Below are 19508 nucleotides of genomic sequence, written 5' to 3'. Positions count from 1 at the left end.
AATGAAAATTTTACTTTTAGAAGATAATCAAAAGTTAAATGAAATAATCACAAAAAGATTAAAACTAAAAAACTATAATGTAGAATCTTTTACAGATGGTGCACTTGCTTATGAAAAAATAACGGAAGGTTATTCATGTTTTATCTTAGATATAAATGTTCCAAATATCGATGGAATCAATATCTTAAAAAAGATAAGAGAATATTATGAAGTAATTCCTGTAATAATTATAAGTGCTAGTGTAGAACTTGATATGATAAAACAATCTTATGATTTTGGCTGTAATGATTATCTGAAAAAACCATTTTTTATAGATGAATTAGAGATAAAAATAGAAAAACTTTGCAATATTCAAGATAACAAAATATTTTTTGATGAAAACTCTTTTTTTGATTTTAAATCCGCAACTCTAGTAATTAATAATCAAGAAACCAGATTAACAAAAAAAGAAAAACTTTTGATAAATCTATTTCTTAGTAAAAAGAATCAAGTTATTACCTATGAAACTATTGAAAATTATGTCTGGGAGGGAAATTTCGTCTCTTTAGAATCAATACGAAGTCTAATAAGAAGAGTAAGAAAAATATTGATTAAAGAGTTTATACAAACAGTTATTGATACTGGATATATTTTTAAAACTATTTAATTCCTTTTTTAATTGCAAGTATTAAAATCATACCAATCTCATATTCTTTTATTAATATCTTTTAAATATTTTTTTTAGGAGGTTTATTATGCAAACTTGGCAACAAGTATATGCTCCAATCGGCGATAGTTTAGGACTATCAGCACTTGTAGCATTAATCCCAATTGTTTTTTTCTTTTTGGCACTTGCCGTATTTAGAATGAAAGGACATTATGCAGCAATCATTACATTAGTTCTTTCTATGATTGTAGCTGTTGTTGGATTTAAAATGCCAGTTAATATGGTATTTGCATCTGCTGAATATGGGTTTCTATTTGGTTTATGGCCAATAGCTTGGATTATTATAGCATCTGTATTCTTATACAAATTGACTGTTAAAAGTGGACAATTTGAGATTATTAGAAACTCTATTATTTCAATTACTGAAGATCAAAGAATCCAAGTAATTTTAATTGGTTTTTCATTTGGTGCATTTTTAGAAGGTGCTGCTGGTTTTGGTGCTCCTGTTGCTATTACTGCTGCAATTTTAGTTGGTCTTGGATTTAAACCATTATATGCTGCTGGATTGTGTCTTATCGCAAACACTGCTCCTGTTGCATTTGGTGCTTTAGGTATTCCAATTATTGTTGCTGGAAAAGTTTCTGGTATTGATCCATTTTTAATTGGAGCAATGGCAGGAAGACAATTACCATTACTTTCACTGATTATTCCTTTATGGCTTGTAGTTATGATGGATGGATGGAAAGGTGTAAAAGAAGTATGGCCAGCAGCTATTGTAGCTGGTGGAAGTTTTGCTATTTCTCAATATATTACATCAAATTTCATAGGACCTGAATTACCAGATGTTACTTCAGCAATTGTTTCAATTGTTGCAACAACTGTTTTCTTAAAATCATGGAAACCAAAAAATATTATGAAAGTAGTTGAAATTGGTGATGTTGTACATACAGCTCATTCAACTGCTCAAGTATTTAAAGCTTGGTCACCATTTATAATTCTTTCTATAATGGTTACAATTTGGACAACAAAATGGTTTAAAGCTTTCTTTGATAAAGGTCAAATGTTCGCAGATACAATTTACAAATTTGAGTTTTCAGCTATTCACAATATGATTTTTAAAATGCCTCCAATTGTGAGTGCACCTAAATCATTTGAGGTTGTATATACATTTAATCCACTTTCAGCAACTGGTACTGCTATTTTCTTTACAGCAATTATCACTATGTTCATTTTTAGATTAAATTTATCTACAGCTACAAAAACAATGGGTGAAACGCTTTTTGAACTTAAATGGGCGATTTTATCAATTGGTATGGTACTTGGTTTTGCATTTGTAATGAACTATTCAGGAATGTCAACAACGATGGCACTTGTTCTTGCAAATACTGGAATATTATTCCCATTCTTTTCTCCACTACTTGGATGGCTTGGAGTATTCTTAACAGGTTCAGACACCTCGTCAAATGCACTTTTCTGCGGATTACAGCAACAAACTGCTCATCAATTAGGACTTAATGAAACATTGATGGTAACTGCAAATACAACAGGTGGTGTATGTGGTAAAATGATTTCTCCACAATCTATAGCAATTGCTTGTGCATCAGCAGGAATTGTTGGAAAAGAATCTGATTTATTTAGATTTACTGTAAAACATAGTTTAATCCTTGTTGTTATTATGGGTCTTATTACAATGACTCAAGCATATGTACTAACATGGATGATTCCATAAATATCTATAAATTTATTTAGACACTTAATGTGTCTAAATAAACAGATATTTCTCTCAACTACTATTTACAAAAATATATTCTTAAGATTTATTAAAATATCATATTATTATCATTTAGTGAAGTTAAAATTTAGCATTAATTAATCTTGGGAGAACTAAATATGTTAGATAGTAAATATCAGAAATTTTATGATGAAATAATAAAAAAGATTAAAAAAGAAAAAATCTTTACAGATAAACTTCACACACTGGCTTATGGAACAGATGCTTCATTTTATAGATTAATTCCAAAAATAGTAATCAAAACAGACAATGCAAAAGAGGTTCAAGATATTATTGAATTATCAAATTCAATGAATTTAAGCATAACTTTTAGAGCAGGTGGAACTTCATTATCAGGTCAAGCAATTAGTGATTCAATTCTAATTGTTACATCAAGAAATTTTTCAAATTTTAAAATCTCACCAGATGCAAGTTTTATATCACTTCAACCAGCACTTACAGGGGCACAAGCTAATGGATTATTAGCTAGATATTCAAAAAAAATAGGTCCTGATCCAGCTAGCATAAATGCGGCTATGATTGGTGGAATTGCTGCAAATAATGCTTCTGGTATGTGCTGTGGAATCTCACAAAACTCATACAAAACTCTAAAATCAATTAAACTAATTTTTTCTGATGGAACAAAATTAGATACAGGATGCAAAGAAAGTAAAGATGCTTTTAGAAAAACTCATGCAGATTTTCTAAGAGATTTAAAAAGTTTTTCAGATGATACAAAAAACAATGAAGAATTAAGAGCAAGAATTGAGCGAAAATTTAAAATAAAAAATACATGTGGTTACTCAATTAATGCTTTAATTGATTTTGAAGATGAGTTTGAAATACTTGAACATTTAATAATTGGAAGTGAGGGAACTTTAGCTTTTATTGAAGAAGTTACTTATTACACTGTTGAAGATTTAAAAGACAAAGCAAGTGCTTTAATTTACTTTAAAGATATGAATGAAGCCTGTAGCGCTGTGACAAAATTAAAACTAGCACGAGATTCAAATCAAATAATCGTAGATGCAGTTGAATTAATGGATAGAGCTGCTTTAAAAAGTATTGAAAATGATTCTGCAATGCCTGAATATATAAAAGATTTAGATTCAGAAATAACTGCACTTTTAATAGAAACAAGAGCTATAAATGACAAACAATTAGATATTCAAATAAATCAAATAGAAGAGCTATTAAAAGAATTTGATGTTGTTAGAGAAATCTATTTTACAAAAGATGAACATGAATATAATCTTTATTGGAAAATAAGAAAAGGATTATTTCCAGCTGTAGGAGCTGTAAGAGTTACAGGAACAACTGTAATTATTGAAGATGTTGCTTATCCAATTGAATGTTTAGCCCAAGCGACACTTGAACTTCAAGAACTATTTAAAAAATATGGCTACACAGAAGCACTTATTTTTGGTCATGCCCTTGAGGGGAATTTTCACTTTGTATTTACTCAAGATTTTTCTGATTTAAAAGAGATTAAAAGATATGACCAACTTATGAATGAAGTTGTACATTCAGTTGCTGTTAAATATGAGGGAAGTTTAAAAGCAGAACATGGAACGGGTCGAAATATGGCTGCATTCATAGAAGTAGAATGGGGACATGATGCTTATATTATGATGAAAAAAATAAAATCATTGTTTGATCCAAAAGGATTATTAAATCCAGGTGTAATAATAAATGATGATAAAGAAGCTCACTTAAAAAACCTAAAAACACTTCCAGCTACAAATGAAATAGTTGATAAATGTATTGAATGTGGATTTTGTGAACCAACCTGTCCATCAAATGAATTAACTCTTACTCCACGACAAAGAATCGTAATAAATAGAGAGATTTCAAGACTTGAAAGTATTGGAGAGCATAAAGAGGCAAAAGAGTACAAAGATTTATACCAATACGATGGAATAGAAACCTGTGCAACATGTAGCTTATGTTCAAGTGCTTGTCCAGTTAAAATTGATACTGGAAGTTTAACAAAACACTTACGAGCAGAACAAGCTTCAAATAGTTCAAAATCTATTGCAAATTTTGTAGCAAATAATTTCTCAACAACTTTAAAAGGTGTACGATTTGGTCTTCATAGTGCAAACTTTATTCATAAAGTTTTAGGAACACCAAGTATGGAAACTGTAACTAAAACATTTAGAGATTTAAGTAGTTCTATTCCTAAATGGAGCTCAGTAATGCCAAAAGCTACAAATATAAACTTAAACTTTGAACAAAAAGTAAGTGATAAAAAAGTGGTATATTTTCCTTCATGTATAAATAGAAGTATGGGATTAAATGCTATTTCAAAAGAAGAAAAAGAACTATTTGATACAACTGTTGAAGTATTACTAAAAGCTGGTTACCAAATTTTATTCCCTGAAGATTTACCAAACTTATGTTGTGGTATGCCATTTTCATCAAAAGGATTCAATGAAGCTTCAAATACTAAATCTTCACAATTAGAACTTGCTCTTTTAAATGTGAGTGAATTTGGAGAATACCCAATTTTATGTGATACAAGTCCTTGTACTAAAAAAATGATGGAGAGTTTTTCTCATAAATTAGATGTTTATGAACCAATAGAATTTGCTTTAAAATTTCTAACAGAAGATTTAGAATTTACAGCTATTGATGAACCTATTACAATTCATACAACTTGTAGTTCAAGAAAAATGGGATTGGAAGATAAATTCAGATCTCTAGCGCAACTTTGTTCAACAAATGTAATAGTTCCAGCAGATGTAAAATGCTGTGGGTTTGCAGGAGATAGAGGATTTAATTTCCCTGAATTAAATAAATCAGCATTAAGACACCTAAAAGAACAAACTGTTGGTGCTAAAATGGCATTTTCAACTTCAAAAACTTGTGAAATTGGATTAAGTGAAGAATCGGGGCTTGATTATAACTCAATCTTTTATTTGATTAATAAAGTGACTAAGGCTAAAACTTTATAATCTTCTCTCAACAAAAACAGATATTTACTATTTTTTTGGTAAAATGTCTGTTTTATGAAAGAAGGAAAATAAATGTACAAACTTTTTTTAACACTACTTGTAAGTTCTGGAATATCATTTGCTGGTATAGTTAATGGTGTTGCTTTAACTGTTAATGATGAACCAATCACAACTTATGATATTGATAAAACCGTATCAATAAACAAAATTAGCAAAAATGAAGCTGTTGGATTATTAATAGACAAAGCTTTATATGAACAAGCTGTAACCCAAAATAATATAAGTGCTGATATTTTTGATATAAATGAATATATTGAAAGATTAGCAAAAGCAAATGGAATGGATTTATACTCTTTTAAAGCCATGGTAAAACAAAGATATCCAAATTATGCTGATTTTGAAGAAGAAGCAAAAGATGCTGTTATTAGACAAAAACTAATTCAAAAAATAGTAAAAGGTCAATTAGCAGTTGCAACGCAAGAAGACATGGAATTGTATTATGAAAAAAATAAAAATCAATTTTCAACTTCAAAAGTTTATGAAGTAACACAATATGCTTCAAAAAACAAAGCCTCTTTAACTAATGCAATAAATAATCCAATGGTAATTGCAGCTGATGTTGAAAAAACTCCATTAAAACTTGGTGTTCAAAGTTTACAACCACAAATGCAATTTTTATTAAATGATACAAAATTAAATACTTTTACTCCTATTTTTACAGCAAATAAACAATATGTTTCTTTATTTGTTATAAGAAAAGAAGGAACTACTTCACTTGATTTTGAAACTGTAAAAGCAAAAATATTTAATGATATGATGAGTTTAAGAGAAAAAAAATATCTAAAAGATTATTTTGAAAAACAAAAATTAACAGCTGATATAAAAATAGTTAGATAAAGGAAATAGATGTTTGAAGTTATTATAGGATTAGAGGTGCATGCCCAATTAAATACAAATAGTAAACTTTTTTGCTCTTGTGCTACAAGTTTTGGAGAAGAACCAAATACAAATGTATGCCCAACTTGTTTAGGATTACCAGGAGCTTTACCTGTTTTAAATAAAGAAGCTGTTCATAAAGCAATTATGCTAGGAACTGCAATAAAATCAAAAATAAATCAAAAATCAGTATTTAATAGAAAAAACTATTTTTATCCGGATTTACCAAGTGGATACCAAATTTCTCAATTTGAAGTTCCTGTTGTTGGACTAGGTGAGTTAGTTATTGATTTTCCAGATGGAAGACAAAAAACTATTGGAGTTACAAGAGCTCACTTAGAAAATGATGCTGGTAAAAATATCCACGCAGGAAATGCTTCACAAGTTGATTTAAATAGAGCAGGAACTCCTCTTCTTGAAATAGTTTCAGAGCCTGATATGAGAAGTGCTGAAGAAGCTATTTTATATCTTAAAAAACTTCATTCAATTGTGAGATATTTAGGAATTTCTGATGCTAATATGCAAGAAGGAAGTTTTAGATGTGATGTTAATGTTTCTATTCGACCAAAAGGTGACACTAAACTATATACTAGATGTGAAATCAAAAATATGAACTCATTTAGATTTATTGAAAAAGCAATTGCTTATGAAGTAAATAGACATATTGAAGCTTGGGAAGATGGTGTTCACGATAAAGTAATCGTTCAAGAAACAAGATTATTTGATGTAAATACTGGAGAAACAAGATCTATGAGAGGAAAAGAAGATGCTGCTGATTATAGATATTTCCCAGATCCAGATCTTTTACCTTTGATTATTACAGATGAAATGATTGCTGAGTATTCAAAAATTCCTGAACTTCCAGATGAAAAAAAAGCAAGATTCGTAAAAGAGTTTGGGCTAAAAGAGTATGACGCTTCTGTTATTACTTCAAGTTTAGAAATGGCCAAATTCTTTGATGAAATGATGACAGAAGGAATCAGTGCTAAAAATGCAGTTTCATGGTTAACTGTTGAATTACAAGGAAGATTAAAAGAGGGTGCTTTAATCGAAGACTCAATTATAGATGCAATTACACTAGCTACTATTGTAAAAAGAATTGAAGATAATACAATTTCTGGAAAAGCAGCAAAAGAAGTTCTTGATTATTTAATGGAAAATGAATCAACACAAGTTGATATTGCTATTGAAAAGCTAGGACTTAAACAAGTTTCTGATGATGGAGCATTATTAGCTATTATTGATGCTATATTAGCTGCAAATACTGATAAAGTTGCAGAATATAAATCAGGTAAAGATAAACTATTTGGTTTCTTTGTAGGGCAAACTATGAAAGAATCAAAAGGTAGTGCAAACCCAAATAAAGTTAATGATTTATTAAAACAAAGATTATCTTAATGATAAATAACTCTATTGCTGTAATTGGTGCTGGGAAATGGGGACAAGCTCTTCATTTTGCACTAAGTCAAAAACAAAAAGTTTTAATAACTTCAAGAACAAAAAAAGATATTGAAAACTTTGTTGATTTAAAAACTGCATTAGAGTGTAAATATTTGATAATAGCTATTCCAGCTCAAGAAATTAGATCTTGGTTAAAAGATAATTTTGTTTTTAATGGACAAAAAGTACTTGTTGCCTCAAAGGGAATAGAAGCTTCAAGCGGTGAATTTTTAAATGAAATTTACTCAAGTTTTGTTCCTAAAAAAAATATAGGATTTATTTCAGGTCCTTCATTTGCAACAGAAGTTAAGCAAGGGTTACCATGTGCTTTAGTTATAAATTCAAATTCAAAAAAACTTTTTAAGCAATTTTCTCCTTTTTTCCCAAATTTTATTAAAACTTATTATAGTTCTGATGTAATAGGAGCTGAAGTTGCAGGTGCATATAAAAATGTACTGGCAATTGCAAGTGGTATTTGTGAGGGATTAAACTTAGGTAAAAATGCACAAGCTTCACTAATAGCTAGAGGTTTAGTTGAGATGGAAAGATTTGGAAAATTCTTTGGTTCAAAAAAATCAACTTTTTTGGGTTTAAGTGGTGCTGGTGACCTTTTTTTAACTGCAAATTCTACAATGAGTAGAAATTATAGAGTTGGATTAGGTCTTGCTTTAAATAAAAATTTAGAAGATATATTAATAGAATTAGGTGAGGTTGCAGAGGGAATTAAAACAGCTGAAGCAATACATAATCTTTCTATTAAATACAATATTTATACACCTATTGCAAATGAAGTAAATCTTATACTAGATGGTAAAAGTCCAAAAGATAGTTTAAAAGATTTATTAAAACATTAAACAATAATGAGAAAAGGAAAAGAGAATGAAAGCTTTTGTAGTTGAAAAAGTTGGAGATAATGAATTTAAATCAAGTATTCAAGATATAGAAACTCCAAAATGTGAAAAAAATGAAGTTGTTATAAAAGTAACTTATTCTTCATTAAATTATAAAGATGCTTTAAGTTCTATTGGAAATCCAGGGGTTAGTAAACATTTCCCCCACATTACAGGAATTGATGTGGCAGGAACTGTTTTTGAATCAACTTCGCCTATTTTTAAAGTTGGAGAAAGAGTTTTAGTAACTGGTTATGATATGGGAATGAATTCAAATGGTGGACATGCACAATTTGTAAAAATTCCAGCTTCTTGGGTTGCTAGAATTCCTGATGCTATTTCAGATAGAGAAATCATGACTTTTGGAACAGCAGGTCTTACAGCAGCACTAAGTGTAAATGAGTTAATTGAAAATGGAATAAAGCCAGAAAGCGGCGATATTTTAGTAACAGGTGCAACAGGTGGTGTTGGTTCAATCGCAATTGCAATACTAAGTAAATTAGGGTACAACATAACAGCAATTTCTGGTAAAAAAGAAAGAATTGATTTTTTAAAAAAAATTGGTGCAAATGAAATAATTTTAAGAGAAAATTTTGAAGAAGAATCAAGAAAACCATTATTAAGTGAAAAGTATGCAGGTGTTATCGATACTGTTGGTGGAAAAATGTTAGCAAATGCACTTAAACAAATTAAATATGATGGAGTTGCCACTTGCTGTGGTCTTACTTCTTCTCATGAGTTAAATACAAATGTATTTCCTTTTATATTAAGAGGTGTAAGATTGATAGGAATTGATTCTGTTGAGTGTAAATTAGAGAAAAAACAAGCTGCTTGGGAAAAATTAGCAAGTAGATGGAAAATAAATAGTTTAAACTCAATTATAAATGAAATTCCATTAGATGGTATAAAAGTAGCTTACGAGCATCTTCTTTCAGGTAAAGCAGTTGGAAGATATGTCGTAAAAATAAAAGAGTAGATTAAAATTTAATCTACTTCAACCTCACCGTTTTCAACTTGTAAACTATAAGGTGTATCTTTACCTAAAGTAAGGATTTTTGCTTGTTCAGCCCATTGATTGTTTCTTGCAATTCCTGGAAGTAATAAAAATTCTTCTATCCATTCTGAGTTTTTATTTGACCATCTTGAGATTTGCTCAAAATGATAAATTCCCAAATTATTCAAATCTATTTCTATTTTAGAATTTATTCCTTTTATTTTTGTCAAAGGATCTTTCCCTGTTGGTTTAGGTGTAGTTAGAATCAAAGGTTTATAATCTAAATTTGAATTCTTTCTAAAGATAGGGTTTAGTGTACTTTTAATTCTATCATCTCTTGAATCATCAACTCGATCATTATGTATTGATTGAATTTTAGGAAAATTATTTTTCCCGACAAGATAACCTAAAATAAATCCTATAATTCCAGCAATAACCAAATTTATTACAATTAGTGAAGCAGTTTCAAGCATAAATCTATTCTCCTATAATATTAAAATCAACTCTTCTATTTATTTCAGATAAACCATTTTCATCATCTTTTGCTATTGGAAAATCTTCACCATAACCAACAGCCTTTAATCTATTTTCATCAATACCTAAATCAATTAAAGCAATTTTAACACTAGTTGCTCTATCTGTAGAAATCTTTTTATTTAGGTTTTTATCACCTCTTGAGTCCGTATGTCCAGCAATCTCAATTTTTATATTTTTATTATCTTCTAATACTTTTGCAATTCGTGCCAAAGTTGTATTAGATTCAATTGTAATAGTTGAACTTTTTCGTTCAAATTGAATCTTTTTTTCTGCTACTATTTGATTAATAAGAAGTTGTATATCTTTTGATGATGACGCAGTTTTTACAATATTTTCTTTTTGAACAACGGGAGTAACACTATTGTTATTTACAGGAACTGTTTCTTCATTATTGATATTATCTTCATCAGATGTTGTTACAAGAGTAGGATTAGCAATATTTATATCTTTTATTAAATTTATATCCATTCGTGAAGTAATTGATTCTAATAAAGCATAATAATTAGGATCTTTTAATTCTCCTGATAATGATACTTCATCATTAATAATAAGTATTTTAGCACCATCAGCAAAAAAATCTTTAAAAGGCGTAATTAATACAGCAACTTTTGACAATAAAACTTCATCAATAGCTATATCATCTTCATAAGTATATTCACCATCTCTGTTAATATTTAAAATATCTGAGACTCTTTTTGCATCTGCTTGATTTGCAAATATGCCATCCATTGTAACTATTCCATCTTTTTTTGTTAGAACCAAATTAAATGGTTTTTTTTCTTTATCATCGTCTGAAGCAAAAAAGTTAATAATTTTGTCAATCAAGCCTGTATCATTAGAACTAATTTCTGTTTTAATTGGTGTATAAACTAAAGTTTGAGTATTTGATGAAGAATCAAAATCAAAACTATATACAGAATAGATTATAAATCCAATAAATAAAATTATTAAAAATACTACTTTTTTAACAAGTGACATTGTTACCCTTTTCCTTGAAATTATCGATATTATATCTTTTGATAGCTAAATCTAATTTAATTAAGTTTGACATTATACATTATTAGTAAGAAAATAACTAGAATATTAGCTTATTTTAAAAAATTAATTTAAAAATTTAATTTATTTGTTATAATTAGAAAGAAATTACTAAAGAGAATAAAATGCAACATATAATAAATTCAGCACAAACTTGCCTAGATTGTAAAAAACCAAGATGTCAAACTGGTTGTCCTGTTGGTACTCCAATAGCAGAAATGATTAGACTTTTTTTAAGTGGAGATATAAAAGAAGCTGGAGAAAAAGTTTTTGAAAATAACCCTTTATCAATTATTTGTTCACTCGTTTGTCCACACGAAAAACATTGTGAGGGACACTGTATTTTAAATAAGAAATCTGTCCCTGTTAATGTTGGTGGAATTGAAAACTATATTTCAACTTATTATATGAATTACAGAGAATTTGAAAAACCAACTCCAAACGGACGAAATTTAGCAATTATAGGTTCGGGACCAGCTGGAATTAGTCTTGCAATGATGATGGCAATGAAAGGTTACCATGTAACAATATACGAGGGAAATGAACAAATAGGTGGCGTTCTAAGATATGGTATTCCTGATTTTAGACTTGATAAAACAATACTTGATAAAATTGAAGTAAATCTAAAAAAATTGGGCGTTAAAATTAGAAAAAATATCATGATTGGTAAACATATCACTCTTGATGATATGCAAAGAGATGGCTTTGATGCAATTTTTATAGGAACAGGTGTTTGGGCTCCAAAGAAACTTGGAATCAAAGGTGAGAGTTTAGGAAATGTACATTTTGCTATTGATTATTTAAAAACACCAAAAGCTTATGAATTAGGTAAAAAGGTTGTTGTTATTGGTGCTGGAAATGTAGCCATGGATGTTGCTAGAACGGTTATTAGAAATGGGGCTAATGATGTTTCAATTATGTACAGAAAAGGTGAAGAAGATATGCCTGCTGAAAAAATTGAAAAAGACCATGCTAAAATAGATGGAGTTAAATTCAAACTTCACAGCTTACCTTTAGAACTAACAGAAAAAGGTATTCGTTACATAACAACAAATCAAGAGGTTAACGAAGAATGTTTTGAAGAAGCAGATTCAATCTTGGTAGCAATTAGTCAAACGGCACGAGATTTAATTGTTAAAAATAATACTGGATTATCTTTAGGTGAAAATGGTTTACTTCAAAGTGATGAAAATGGAATAACTGCAAGAAAAGGTGTTTTTGCTTCTGGTGATGTTGTAACTGGTGCTAGAACAGTTGTTGAAGCTGTGGCATTTTCAAAAAGAGTTGCAATATCAATTGAAGAATTCATTTCAAATCTTCCTCCAAAAACAGTTGCTATTTAAGCTTCTGTTTTTAATAATTCAATCCAAAAATATTTATTCGCTACACCTTTTTCCACTGGTTTCCAACCATAAGTAATAGAGTGCATATATAAAACTTCATCTAATAATTTAAAAGTAATCTCAATATTTGCATTTTCACTTAAAATTTCAGTAAAAATAGCATAAATATGGTTCTTATCTTCTTCGATTTTATAAATAGTATCCTCTAAATTTTCAAGTTGTTTATCAATAAAATCTTTTATTCTTTCTTTTGACATTAATTAATCCTCTTATTTATTTTTTAATAATATTTTTGAAGTTTCTATTATACAAAAAAAGAATAATGAGAGTATACTTTAAATAGACAAATGAAAGAGAAAACATGCTTTTAAATGATTTAACTATAACAAATTACAAATTCTGCGATTTAGTAGATGTTGTTGCATTTTCAAAAGTTTTAGATAGTTTTTATTCTGCAACAGGAATTCCAAATGGCTTATTAGCAATAGATGGTGAAGTCATTTCACAATCTGGATGGATAAATGTATGCGAAAATTTTCATAGAGTAAATCCTTTGAGTAAGCAATATTGTTTAAAAAGTAATTTCGAATTAATAAAAAATATAAAAGAAAATGAAATTGCAACTTCTTTATGTAAAAATGGATTAATCGATTATGCAACACCTATCATAATTAAAGGGCATAGATTAGCAACTCTATTTTTAGGGCAAGTTTTAATAAAATCACCTAATTTAGTATCTTTTGGGAAACAAAGTGAAAAATTTAATTTTGATAAAAAATCTTATATTGAAGCAATAAAAGAAGTTCCAATTGTTTCTAAAGAAAAAATTGAATCTTTAATGAAATGTATAGTTAGCATGGCTCAAATGTTAGCACAAAATGGTTTATCTAAATTAGAGCATAATGAACTTGAAAAAAATTTGCTTAATAGTAATAAAAAAGTAATACATTTATCTGATATTTTAGATTTTTCTCCAAATGGAATTGGATGGTCAAACGAAAAAGGAGAAATAGAATATCTTAATCACCAATTTACAAGATTATTTGGTTATGAAAAAGAAGATATTCCTACTTTAGATATATGGCTTAAAAAGGCATTTCCAAATACAAAATATAGGCAAGAAAAGGTTAATCCTTGGTACAAGAACCTAGAAAATAGCTATGAAAATGCCATTTCATCTTCTGAGCTTGAAGTAAATATAAAATGTAAAGATGGAACTTATCGACATGTACTTATTAGAGTTTCTTCAATTGCTGATAAAAAACTATTCAATTTTAGTGATATTACAATTCATTGGAAAAGTGAACAAAGAAATAGAGCTCATGATAGAATTCTTGGTTTAGTTGCTAAAGGTATTGAATTAAACGATGTTTTAGAAGAGATATTACGAACTATTGAATTTGAAGATTCTGAGTCACTTTGTAGTATTTTGTTATTAGACAAAGAAGGTAACCATCTAATAAATAGTATTAGAAATAGACTTCCTAAATTTTATAATCATGCAATAGATGGTCTTAAAATAGGTGTTGGAATTGGTTCTTGCGGAACGGCTGCTATGATAAAAGAAAGAGTAATTGTTGATGATATTATGACTCATAAATTTTGGCAACCATACAAAGAAATTGCAAAACAAGCAAATCTTGGATCATGCTGGTCTGAACCAATAATAGCATCAAATGGAAAAGTTTTAGGAACATTTGCAATTTATCATAAAAATCCAAGTAAACCAAATGAAGCCGATATTGAACGAATCAATTTTGCAGCAAATATAGCAGCAATTGCCATAGAAAATAAAGAAAATCGTGTTGATTTAGAAAAACAAGCCTACACTGATTATTTAACAGGTTTAAATAATCGTCGTTCATTTATAGAACAAACTCAAATGGAGTTACTTAGAAAAGAAAGATACGGTAGAGAATTTTCTCTTATTATGTTTGATATAGATTATTTTAAACACATAAATGATAAATATGGACATCATACTGGTGATTTGGTTTTGAAAGAAATTGCAAATGTTTGTAATATTATTTTAAGAGAAATTGATATTGTAGGTCGAATGGGAGGCGAAGAATTTGCTATTTTACTTCCTGAAACAAGTATTTTAGAAGCTCAAAAAATTGCTGATAGATTAAGAATTGCAATAACTCAAGCAAAAGTTCTTTCTTCTTTAAATGAAGAAGTAAGATTTGCAGCTTCATTTGGAGTTACTCTTACAAATACTGAAGATATAAATATAAATGAATTACTAAATCAAGCAGATACCGCACTTTATCAAGCAAAAAATAGTGGTAGAAATAGAGTTGTTATTTATGAAAGTTAGAATATTTATAAAACTCTTTATTTATAGTTTGATAGTTCAATTAGATTTTTATCAGGGTCTCTAAGATAAATCGATTCAATTTCTCCTAAAGCACCTGTTCTATTTACAATTCCCTCTTCAATCTCTATCCTAAAAGATTCTATATAGTTTTTGGCTTTATTTAAAGGCGTATTTATGATAAAACAGAAATCAGCACTACCATCTTTCACATTAAATGCTTTTGGTTCAAATTCAGCTCCTAGCTTGTGTAAATTAATCTTTTGATTACCAAATTTTAAAGCAACCCTTGAGCCTTTGAAAATCTCTTTTTCCATACCCAAAACTTTTATATAAAAATCTACTGTTTTATCTATATCTTTTACTGTTAAAACTAAGTGGTCTAAATGGCTTATTTTTATCATTTTAATTTTTCTCCAACTATTTTCTAATAGTATTTTAACTAAAAAGTTTGTTATTGAAATAATATTTATTGACACATTTATTAAATTATGTTAAGATTCATTCAACTTAAAGACATGTTTATTTAATGGGAGTGATTACCCAAAGAATGGCACTGAAAGGCAAGAGATTTTTTCTCTTGCCTTTTTTTTTATCTTGTGGGTAGTGTTGGGTGGGAGTGCCAGTAAAAGGGTAAACATGTTTTTTAAGTTAGCAGTATTACTGTTAATATTTTTAATCTTCGCGATTAAATTATATTAACGAAAGGGGGAATTAATCACTCCCCTGTTACTGCTTCTTTTAATTTTTTCTTTCTTTAAGAAAATATAGATACATTTTCTAAATTACTAATAATTATATATACTAATACTCTACTAATTACATATTTAATTATATCTAAAATATATTTTTGTCTTTTTTCAATTTGTTTTGCCATAATTCTTCCATTTAATAATTGAATTATTTGGGCTCAAATAGTTCTTCTCAATTTGAGCAATTCCAATAATTAAACAAAATGTCAAAAAATTTTAAGAAATATTCCGATAGACTGTCAGCGACTAAACAAACAATTATCGGTCATTGGTCTTATAATATCAATGACCTTTATTTAATTTTCTTAAAAATTACTTTTAAATCATGTGGAGTTTTAAAACTTCGTCACATAATCTTTTTAAAAATCGTCGAAATCGATTGAACCTTTACTGTAATTAACAACATTTCCTTCAAAGAAGTTGGTTCTTTGGTCATTAAAAGATGCGTATCCATCAACCCATGGAATAGGGTGTTTTACATTGTATTCTGGTTTATATCCAACTGCATCTAATCTTTTATCTGCTAGGTATTGAATATATTGTTTTATTATTGCATCTGTGAAACCTAGGATTTGTCCTTGAGTGATATATGAACCCCAAGATGATTCTAATTCTACGGCTTTTCGAAACATTACTCTTACTTTTTCTTCTAATTCAGCTGTAAATAAATCTGGTCTTTCTTTTCTAACTGAATTTATCATATTTTGAAAAAGTAATAAATGTGTTACTTCATCTCTTTGGATGAATCTAATCATTTGTGAACTTCCTAGCATTTTTCCTGATTTTCCAAGAGCATACATAGCGGCAAAACCTGCATAAAAATACAATCCCTCTAAAATCTGATTTGCAAAAAGTGCTAATACTATTTTTTCATCTGTAACATGACCTGAAAGGTTTTTATAAACAGTTGCAATATAATTGTTTTTTTCTTTTAGTTTTAAATCTGTTTTCCACATATCATAAATTTGGTCTGAATTATCCGAAATAGACTCAACCATAACTGCGTAAGATTTACTATGATTTGCTTCTTCATAAGATTGTCTTGATAAACAAGCATTTATTTCAGGAGCTGTGATATATGGATTTATGTTGTCCATTAGATTATTTGTTTGTAAAGAATCCATAAAAATAAGTTGTGATAAAACTAAATCATACATTCTTTTTTCAGGTTCAGTAAGATATTTATAATCTTTTGCATCACCTGTCATTTGAACTTCTCTTGGAAACCATGTATTTGCTTCCATTGTATCCCAAAGATTTAATGCCCATTGATATTTCATTTTTGTGAAGTTAATCATACCATCACTATTTCCACCAAAAATTCTTCTATCGTTTAGACTCTCTTTTGAGTCTGGGTTATATATGGTTTTTCTTTCCATTTCAAGCCTTTTTTGCCATAAATTTTACATAGTATCCGAAAATACAGAATTCAATTCTAAACATATTTGTTTTTAAATCTTTTTTTTGTGCCATGATAATTATCCTAAAATAATTTATCATCTACTTATTGACAACCGCTACATTCCATACTTCTATCTTCTACATCATTTTTTGCTTCTGGTGATTGGCTTCTTAAATAATATGTTGATTTAAGTCCTAATTTCCAAGCTAATGTATAGATTTCATGTAAATGTTTTCCACTTGCTTTATCTAGGCTCATGAAAATATTTGTAGATTGACCTTGGTCTATCCATTTTTGTCTGATTGCTGCTGCTTTAATTACTTGTAATTGGTCAATTTCAAAAGCAGGTGTATAATAATTCCAAGTTTCAGGAGATAGTTTTGGAACAACAACAGGGATTAATCCTGATAAGTTCTCTTCAAACCATTTTCTTTTATAAACTGGCTCTATTGCTTGTGTAGTTCCCACAAGAATTGAAATAGATGAAGTTGGAGCAACTGCCATTAGGTAACCATTTCTCATTCCATCTTTTTTTACTTTTTCTCTTAAATTATCCCAATCATAAGAAGCATCAAATAAATCTTTATCTACAAGAGCATTTACAGCTTGAGGAGCGTGATCATGAGGCATAATACCTTTTGACCAATTTGAACCTTTAAAAGTTGGATAAATACCTTTTTCACTCGCTAAATCTGAACTTGATTTGATAACATTATATGAAATTGATTCCATAATTTGGTCAATCTTTTTGAAGTGATCATTTGATCCCCAAACAAGTTTGTATTCAGCTAACATTTCAGCTTCACCCATAACACCTAAACCAATACTTCTTGATTTTAAGTTTGTAGCTTTTACTTTTCTAAGTGGATAAAAATTTAAGTCAATAACATTGTCAAGCATTCTAACTGCTATTGGAACAACTCGTTCTATGTCTTCTTTTGTATTGATTCTTGATAGGTTTACAGATGCAAGATTACAAACAGCTGTATCACCATCTATTTTTTCTTTTTCTACGATAAATACTCTTTTTCCATTTACGCTATCAAGGGCAGAAACTTTATTTGCTTTTTTAGTGATTCCACCATCAACAACAATTAAATCTTCTTCTTCATAAGTAGAAATTGTTCCATCCATAAACTCTAATTTGATTTTATAGTGGTTTGGATTTGTATTTTGAAAAATCTCTGTACATAAATTTGAACTTCTTATATGCCCAACATGTGCATTTGGATTAGCTCTGTTTGCTGTATCTTTAAAACATAAAAATGGACTTCCAGATTCAAAATATGAAGTTAAAATCTTTTTCCATAAATCTTTTGCTTTCATTGTATTTTTTGTAATAGTTGAATCTTCTTCATAAGCAATATATTTAGCTTTGAATTCATCACCATAACATTCGCTTAAATCTTTTACTTCATAAGGATCAAATAAAGTCCAATAAGAGTCTTCTAAAACTCTTTCCATAAATAAATCAGTAATCCATAAAGCAGGAAATAAATCGTGCGCTCTTCTTCTTTCTTCACCTGAGTTTTTCTTTAAATCTATAAAATCAACAATGTCCATATGCCAAGGTTCCATATAAACAGCAATTGCGCCTTTTCTAGTACCTAGTTGATCAACAGCAATTGCAATATCATTTGTGATTTTTAAAAATGGAACCGTTCCTCCAGCTGCACTTTTATGGTCATCAATAACACCACCTAAAGCTCTGATTTGATTCCAATCCCAACCGATTCCTCCACCAAATTTTGATAAAAGTGCCATTTCTTTGTAACCATCAAAAATTCCCTCGATATTATCAGGAGAACTTCCAATATAACAAGAAGATAATTGGTGTCTGTTTGTTCTAGCATTTGATAAAGTTGGAGTTGCTAACATAACTTCAAATTTAGAAATTACATCATAAAACTCTTTTGCACATTGTTGTTTATTAACTTCATCTTGAGCTAAAAACATCGCAATTGCCATAAACATATGTTGTGGTAACTCTATTGGTTCTGCTTTATTGTTTTTAATTAAATATCTATCGTATAAAGTTTTAATTCCTAAATAATTAAATAAAAAGTCTCTTGATGAATCAATATAATTATCTAACTCATCTAAATCATAACCCTCGCCAAGATTTGGGATTAATCTTCCTGCATCTTTTCCATATTTTAAATAATCTTTTAAATGGCAATATGGTTCACCTTTTATCCCATGAGTTGCTTTTCCAACTCTATGGTATAAATCAAAAATAAAAAGACGAGCTGCAACAAATGTCCAATTTGGAACATCAATATCAATCTTTTCTACTGCTGTTTTTATAAGTGCATCTTGAATATCAGAAGAACTCATTCCATCAATAAATTTTATTTGAGCATCAAGTTCAAGTTCACTTTGAGATACACCATCTAAATCAGCTGTTGATTCAATAGTCATTTTTTGAATTTTAGTAATATCTAAAACTTCTTTTCGACCATTTCTTTTTTTAATCATTATTCCCATT

At 28.8% G+C, this 19508-nt stretch carries 15 protein-coding genes; 9 read left to right on the top strand and 6 right to left on the bottom strand.

What is annotated here, in order from left to right:
• The first annotated feature begins 1 nt into the window (after window position 1).
• The 7 genes from B0174_RS02940 to B0174_RS02910 all read left to right on the top strand — a co-directional run bounded on the left by B0174_RS02940 (window position 2) and on the right by B0174_RS02910 (window position 9616).
• Window positions 2–646, top strand: coding sequence for a response regulator transcription factor (locus B0174_RS02940; RefSeq protein WP_108558157.1), 645 nt, complete (start codon window positions 2–4; stop codon window positions 644–646).
• Between the two features lie 88 nt (window positions 647–734).
• Window positions 735–2375: a lactate permease LctP family transporter gene (locus tag B0174_RS02935; protein WP_108558156.1), complete on the top strand. Its 1641-nt coding sequence runs from the start codon at window positions 735–737 to the stop codon at window positions 2373–2375.
• Window positions 2376–2536: 161 nt separating this feature from the next.
• The gene (locus B0174_RS02930) at window positions 2537–5374 is read left to right on the top strand and encodes an FAD-binding and (Fe-S)-binding domain-containing protein (RefSeq protein WP_108558155.1); all 2838 of its coding nucleotides are present in this window, start codon (window positions 2537–2539) and stop codon (window positions 5372–5374) included.
• Window positions 5375–5446: 72 nt separating this feature from the next.
• On the top strand, window positions 5447–6271 hold the full coding sequence (locus B0174_RS02925; protein WP_108558154.1) for a peptidylprolyl isomerase: 825 nt from the start codon (window positions 5447–5449) through the stop codon (window positions 6269–6271).
• Window positions 6272–6280: 9 nt separating this feature from the next.
• Window positions 6281–7708 (top strand): Asp-tRNA(Asn)/Glu-tRNA(Gln) amidotransferase subunit GatB, encoded by a 1428-nt coding sequence (gatB, locus tag B0174_RS02920; protein ID WP_108558153.1) that lies wholly within the window; start codon window positions 6281–6283, stop codon window positions 7706–7708.
• Window positions 7708–8604, top strand: a complete 897-nt coding sequence (locus B0174_RS02915) for an NAD(P)H-dependent glycerol-3-phosphate dehydrogenase (protein ID WP_108558152.1) — start codon at window positions 7708–7710, stop codon at window positions 8602–8604. The genes gatB and B0174_RS02915 overlap by 1 nt, the downstream gene beginning before the upstream one ends.
• Window positions 8605–8629: 25 nt before the next feature.
• Window positions 8630–9616, top strand: a complete 987-nt coding sequence (locus B0174_RS02910; RefSeq protein ID WP_108558151.1) for a YhdH/YhfP family quinone oxidoreductase — start codon at window positions 8630–8632, stop codon at window positions 9614–9616.
• A gap of 8 nt (window positions 9617–9624) precedes the next feature.
• Here B0174_RS02910 and B0174_RS02905 read toward each other — a convergent pair whose 3' ends face one another.
• Window positions 9625–10107 (bottom strand): hypothetical protein, encoded by a 483-nt coding sequence (locus tag B0174_RS02905; protein ID WP_108558150.1) that lies wholly within the window; start codon window positions 10105–10107, stop codon window positions 9625–9627.
• Between the two features lie 4 nt (window positions 10108–10111).
• Window positions 10112–11149: an OmpA family protein gene (locus B0174_RS02900; protein ID WP_108558149.1), complete on the bottom strand. Its 1038-nt coding sequence runs from the start codon at window positions 11147–11149 to the stop codon at window positions 10112–10114.
• Window positions 11150–11313: 164 nt separating this feature from the next.
• On the opposite strand from B0174_RS02900, the gene B0174_RS02895 reads away from it, so the two are divergent.
• Complete coding sequence (locus tag B0174_RS02895) at window positions 11314–12549, top strand: NAD(P)-dependent oxidoreductase (protein WP_228156406.1); 1236 nt, start codon at window positions 11314–11316, stop codon at window positions 12547–12549.
• On the opposite strand, the gene B0174_RS02890 is transcribed toward B0174_RS02895, so the two are convergent.
• A complete protein-coding gene (locus B0174_RS02890) occupies window positions 12546–12806 on the bottom strand; it encodes a hypothetical protein (protein ID WP_108558147.1) in 261 nt (86 codons plus the stop codon). The genes B0174_RS02895 and B0174_RS02890 overlap by 4 nt on opposite strands.
• 104 nt (window positions 12807–12910) lie before the next feature.
• On the opposite strand from B0174_RS02890, the gene B0174_RS02885 reads away from it, so the two are divergent.
• Window positions 12911–14869, top strand: a complete 1959-nt coding sequence (locus B0174_RS02885; RefSeq protein ID WP_108558146.1) for a diguanylate cyclase — start codon at window positions 12911–12913, stop codon at window positions 14867–14869.
• Between the two features lie 17 nt (window positions 14870–14886).
• On the opposite strand, the gene B0174_RS02880 is transcribed toward B0174_RS02885, so the two are convergent.
• The 3 genes from B0174_RS02880 to B0174_RS02870 form a co-directional block, all read right to left on the bottom strand.
• Entirely contained in the window at window positions 14887–15270 is a 384-nt protein-coding gene (locus B0174_RS02880) for a VOC family protein (RefSeq protein ID WP_108558275.1), read from the bottom strand.
• A 707-nt stretch (window positions 15271–15977) separates the two neighbouring features.
• Window positions 15978–16997, bottom strand: a complete 1020-nt coding sequence (locus tag B0174_RS02875; RefSeq protein ID WP_108558145.1) for a ribonucleotide-diphosphate reductase subunit beta — start codon at window positions 16995–16997, stop codon at window positions 15978–15980.
• Window positions 16998–17122: 125 nt separating this feature from the next.
• Window positions 17123–19507, bottom strand: coding sequence for a ribonucleoside-diphosphate reductase subunit alpha (locus B0174_RS02870; protein ID WP_108558144.1), 2385 nt, complete (start codon window positions 19505–19507; stop codon window positions 17123–17125).
• Window position 19508: the final 1 nt, after the last annotated feature.

Source organism: Arcobacter caeni, from assembly GCF_003063245.1.
Taxonomy (GTDB): Bacteria; Campylobacterota; Campylobacteria; order Campylobacterales; family Arcobacteraceae; genus Aliarcobacter; species Aliarcobacter caeni.
This window is presented reverse-complemented; position numbering and strand designations above follow the sequence as displayed.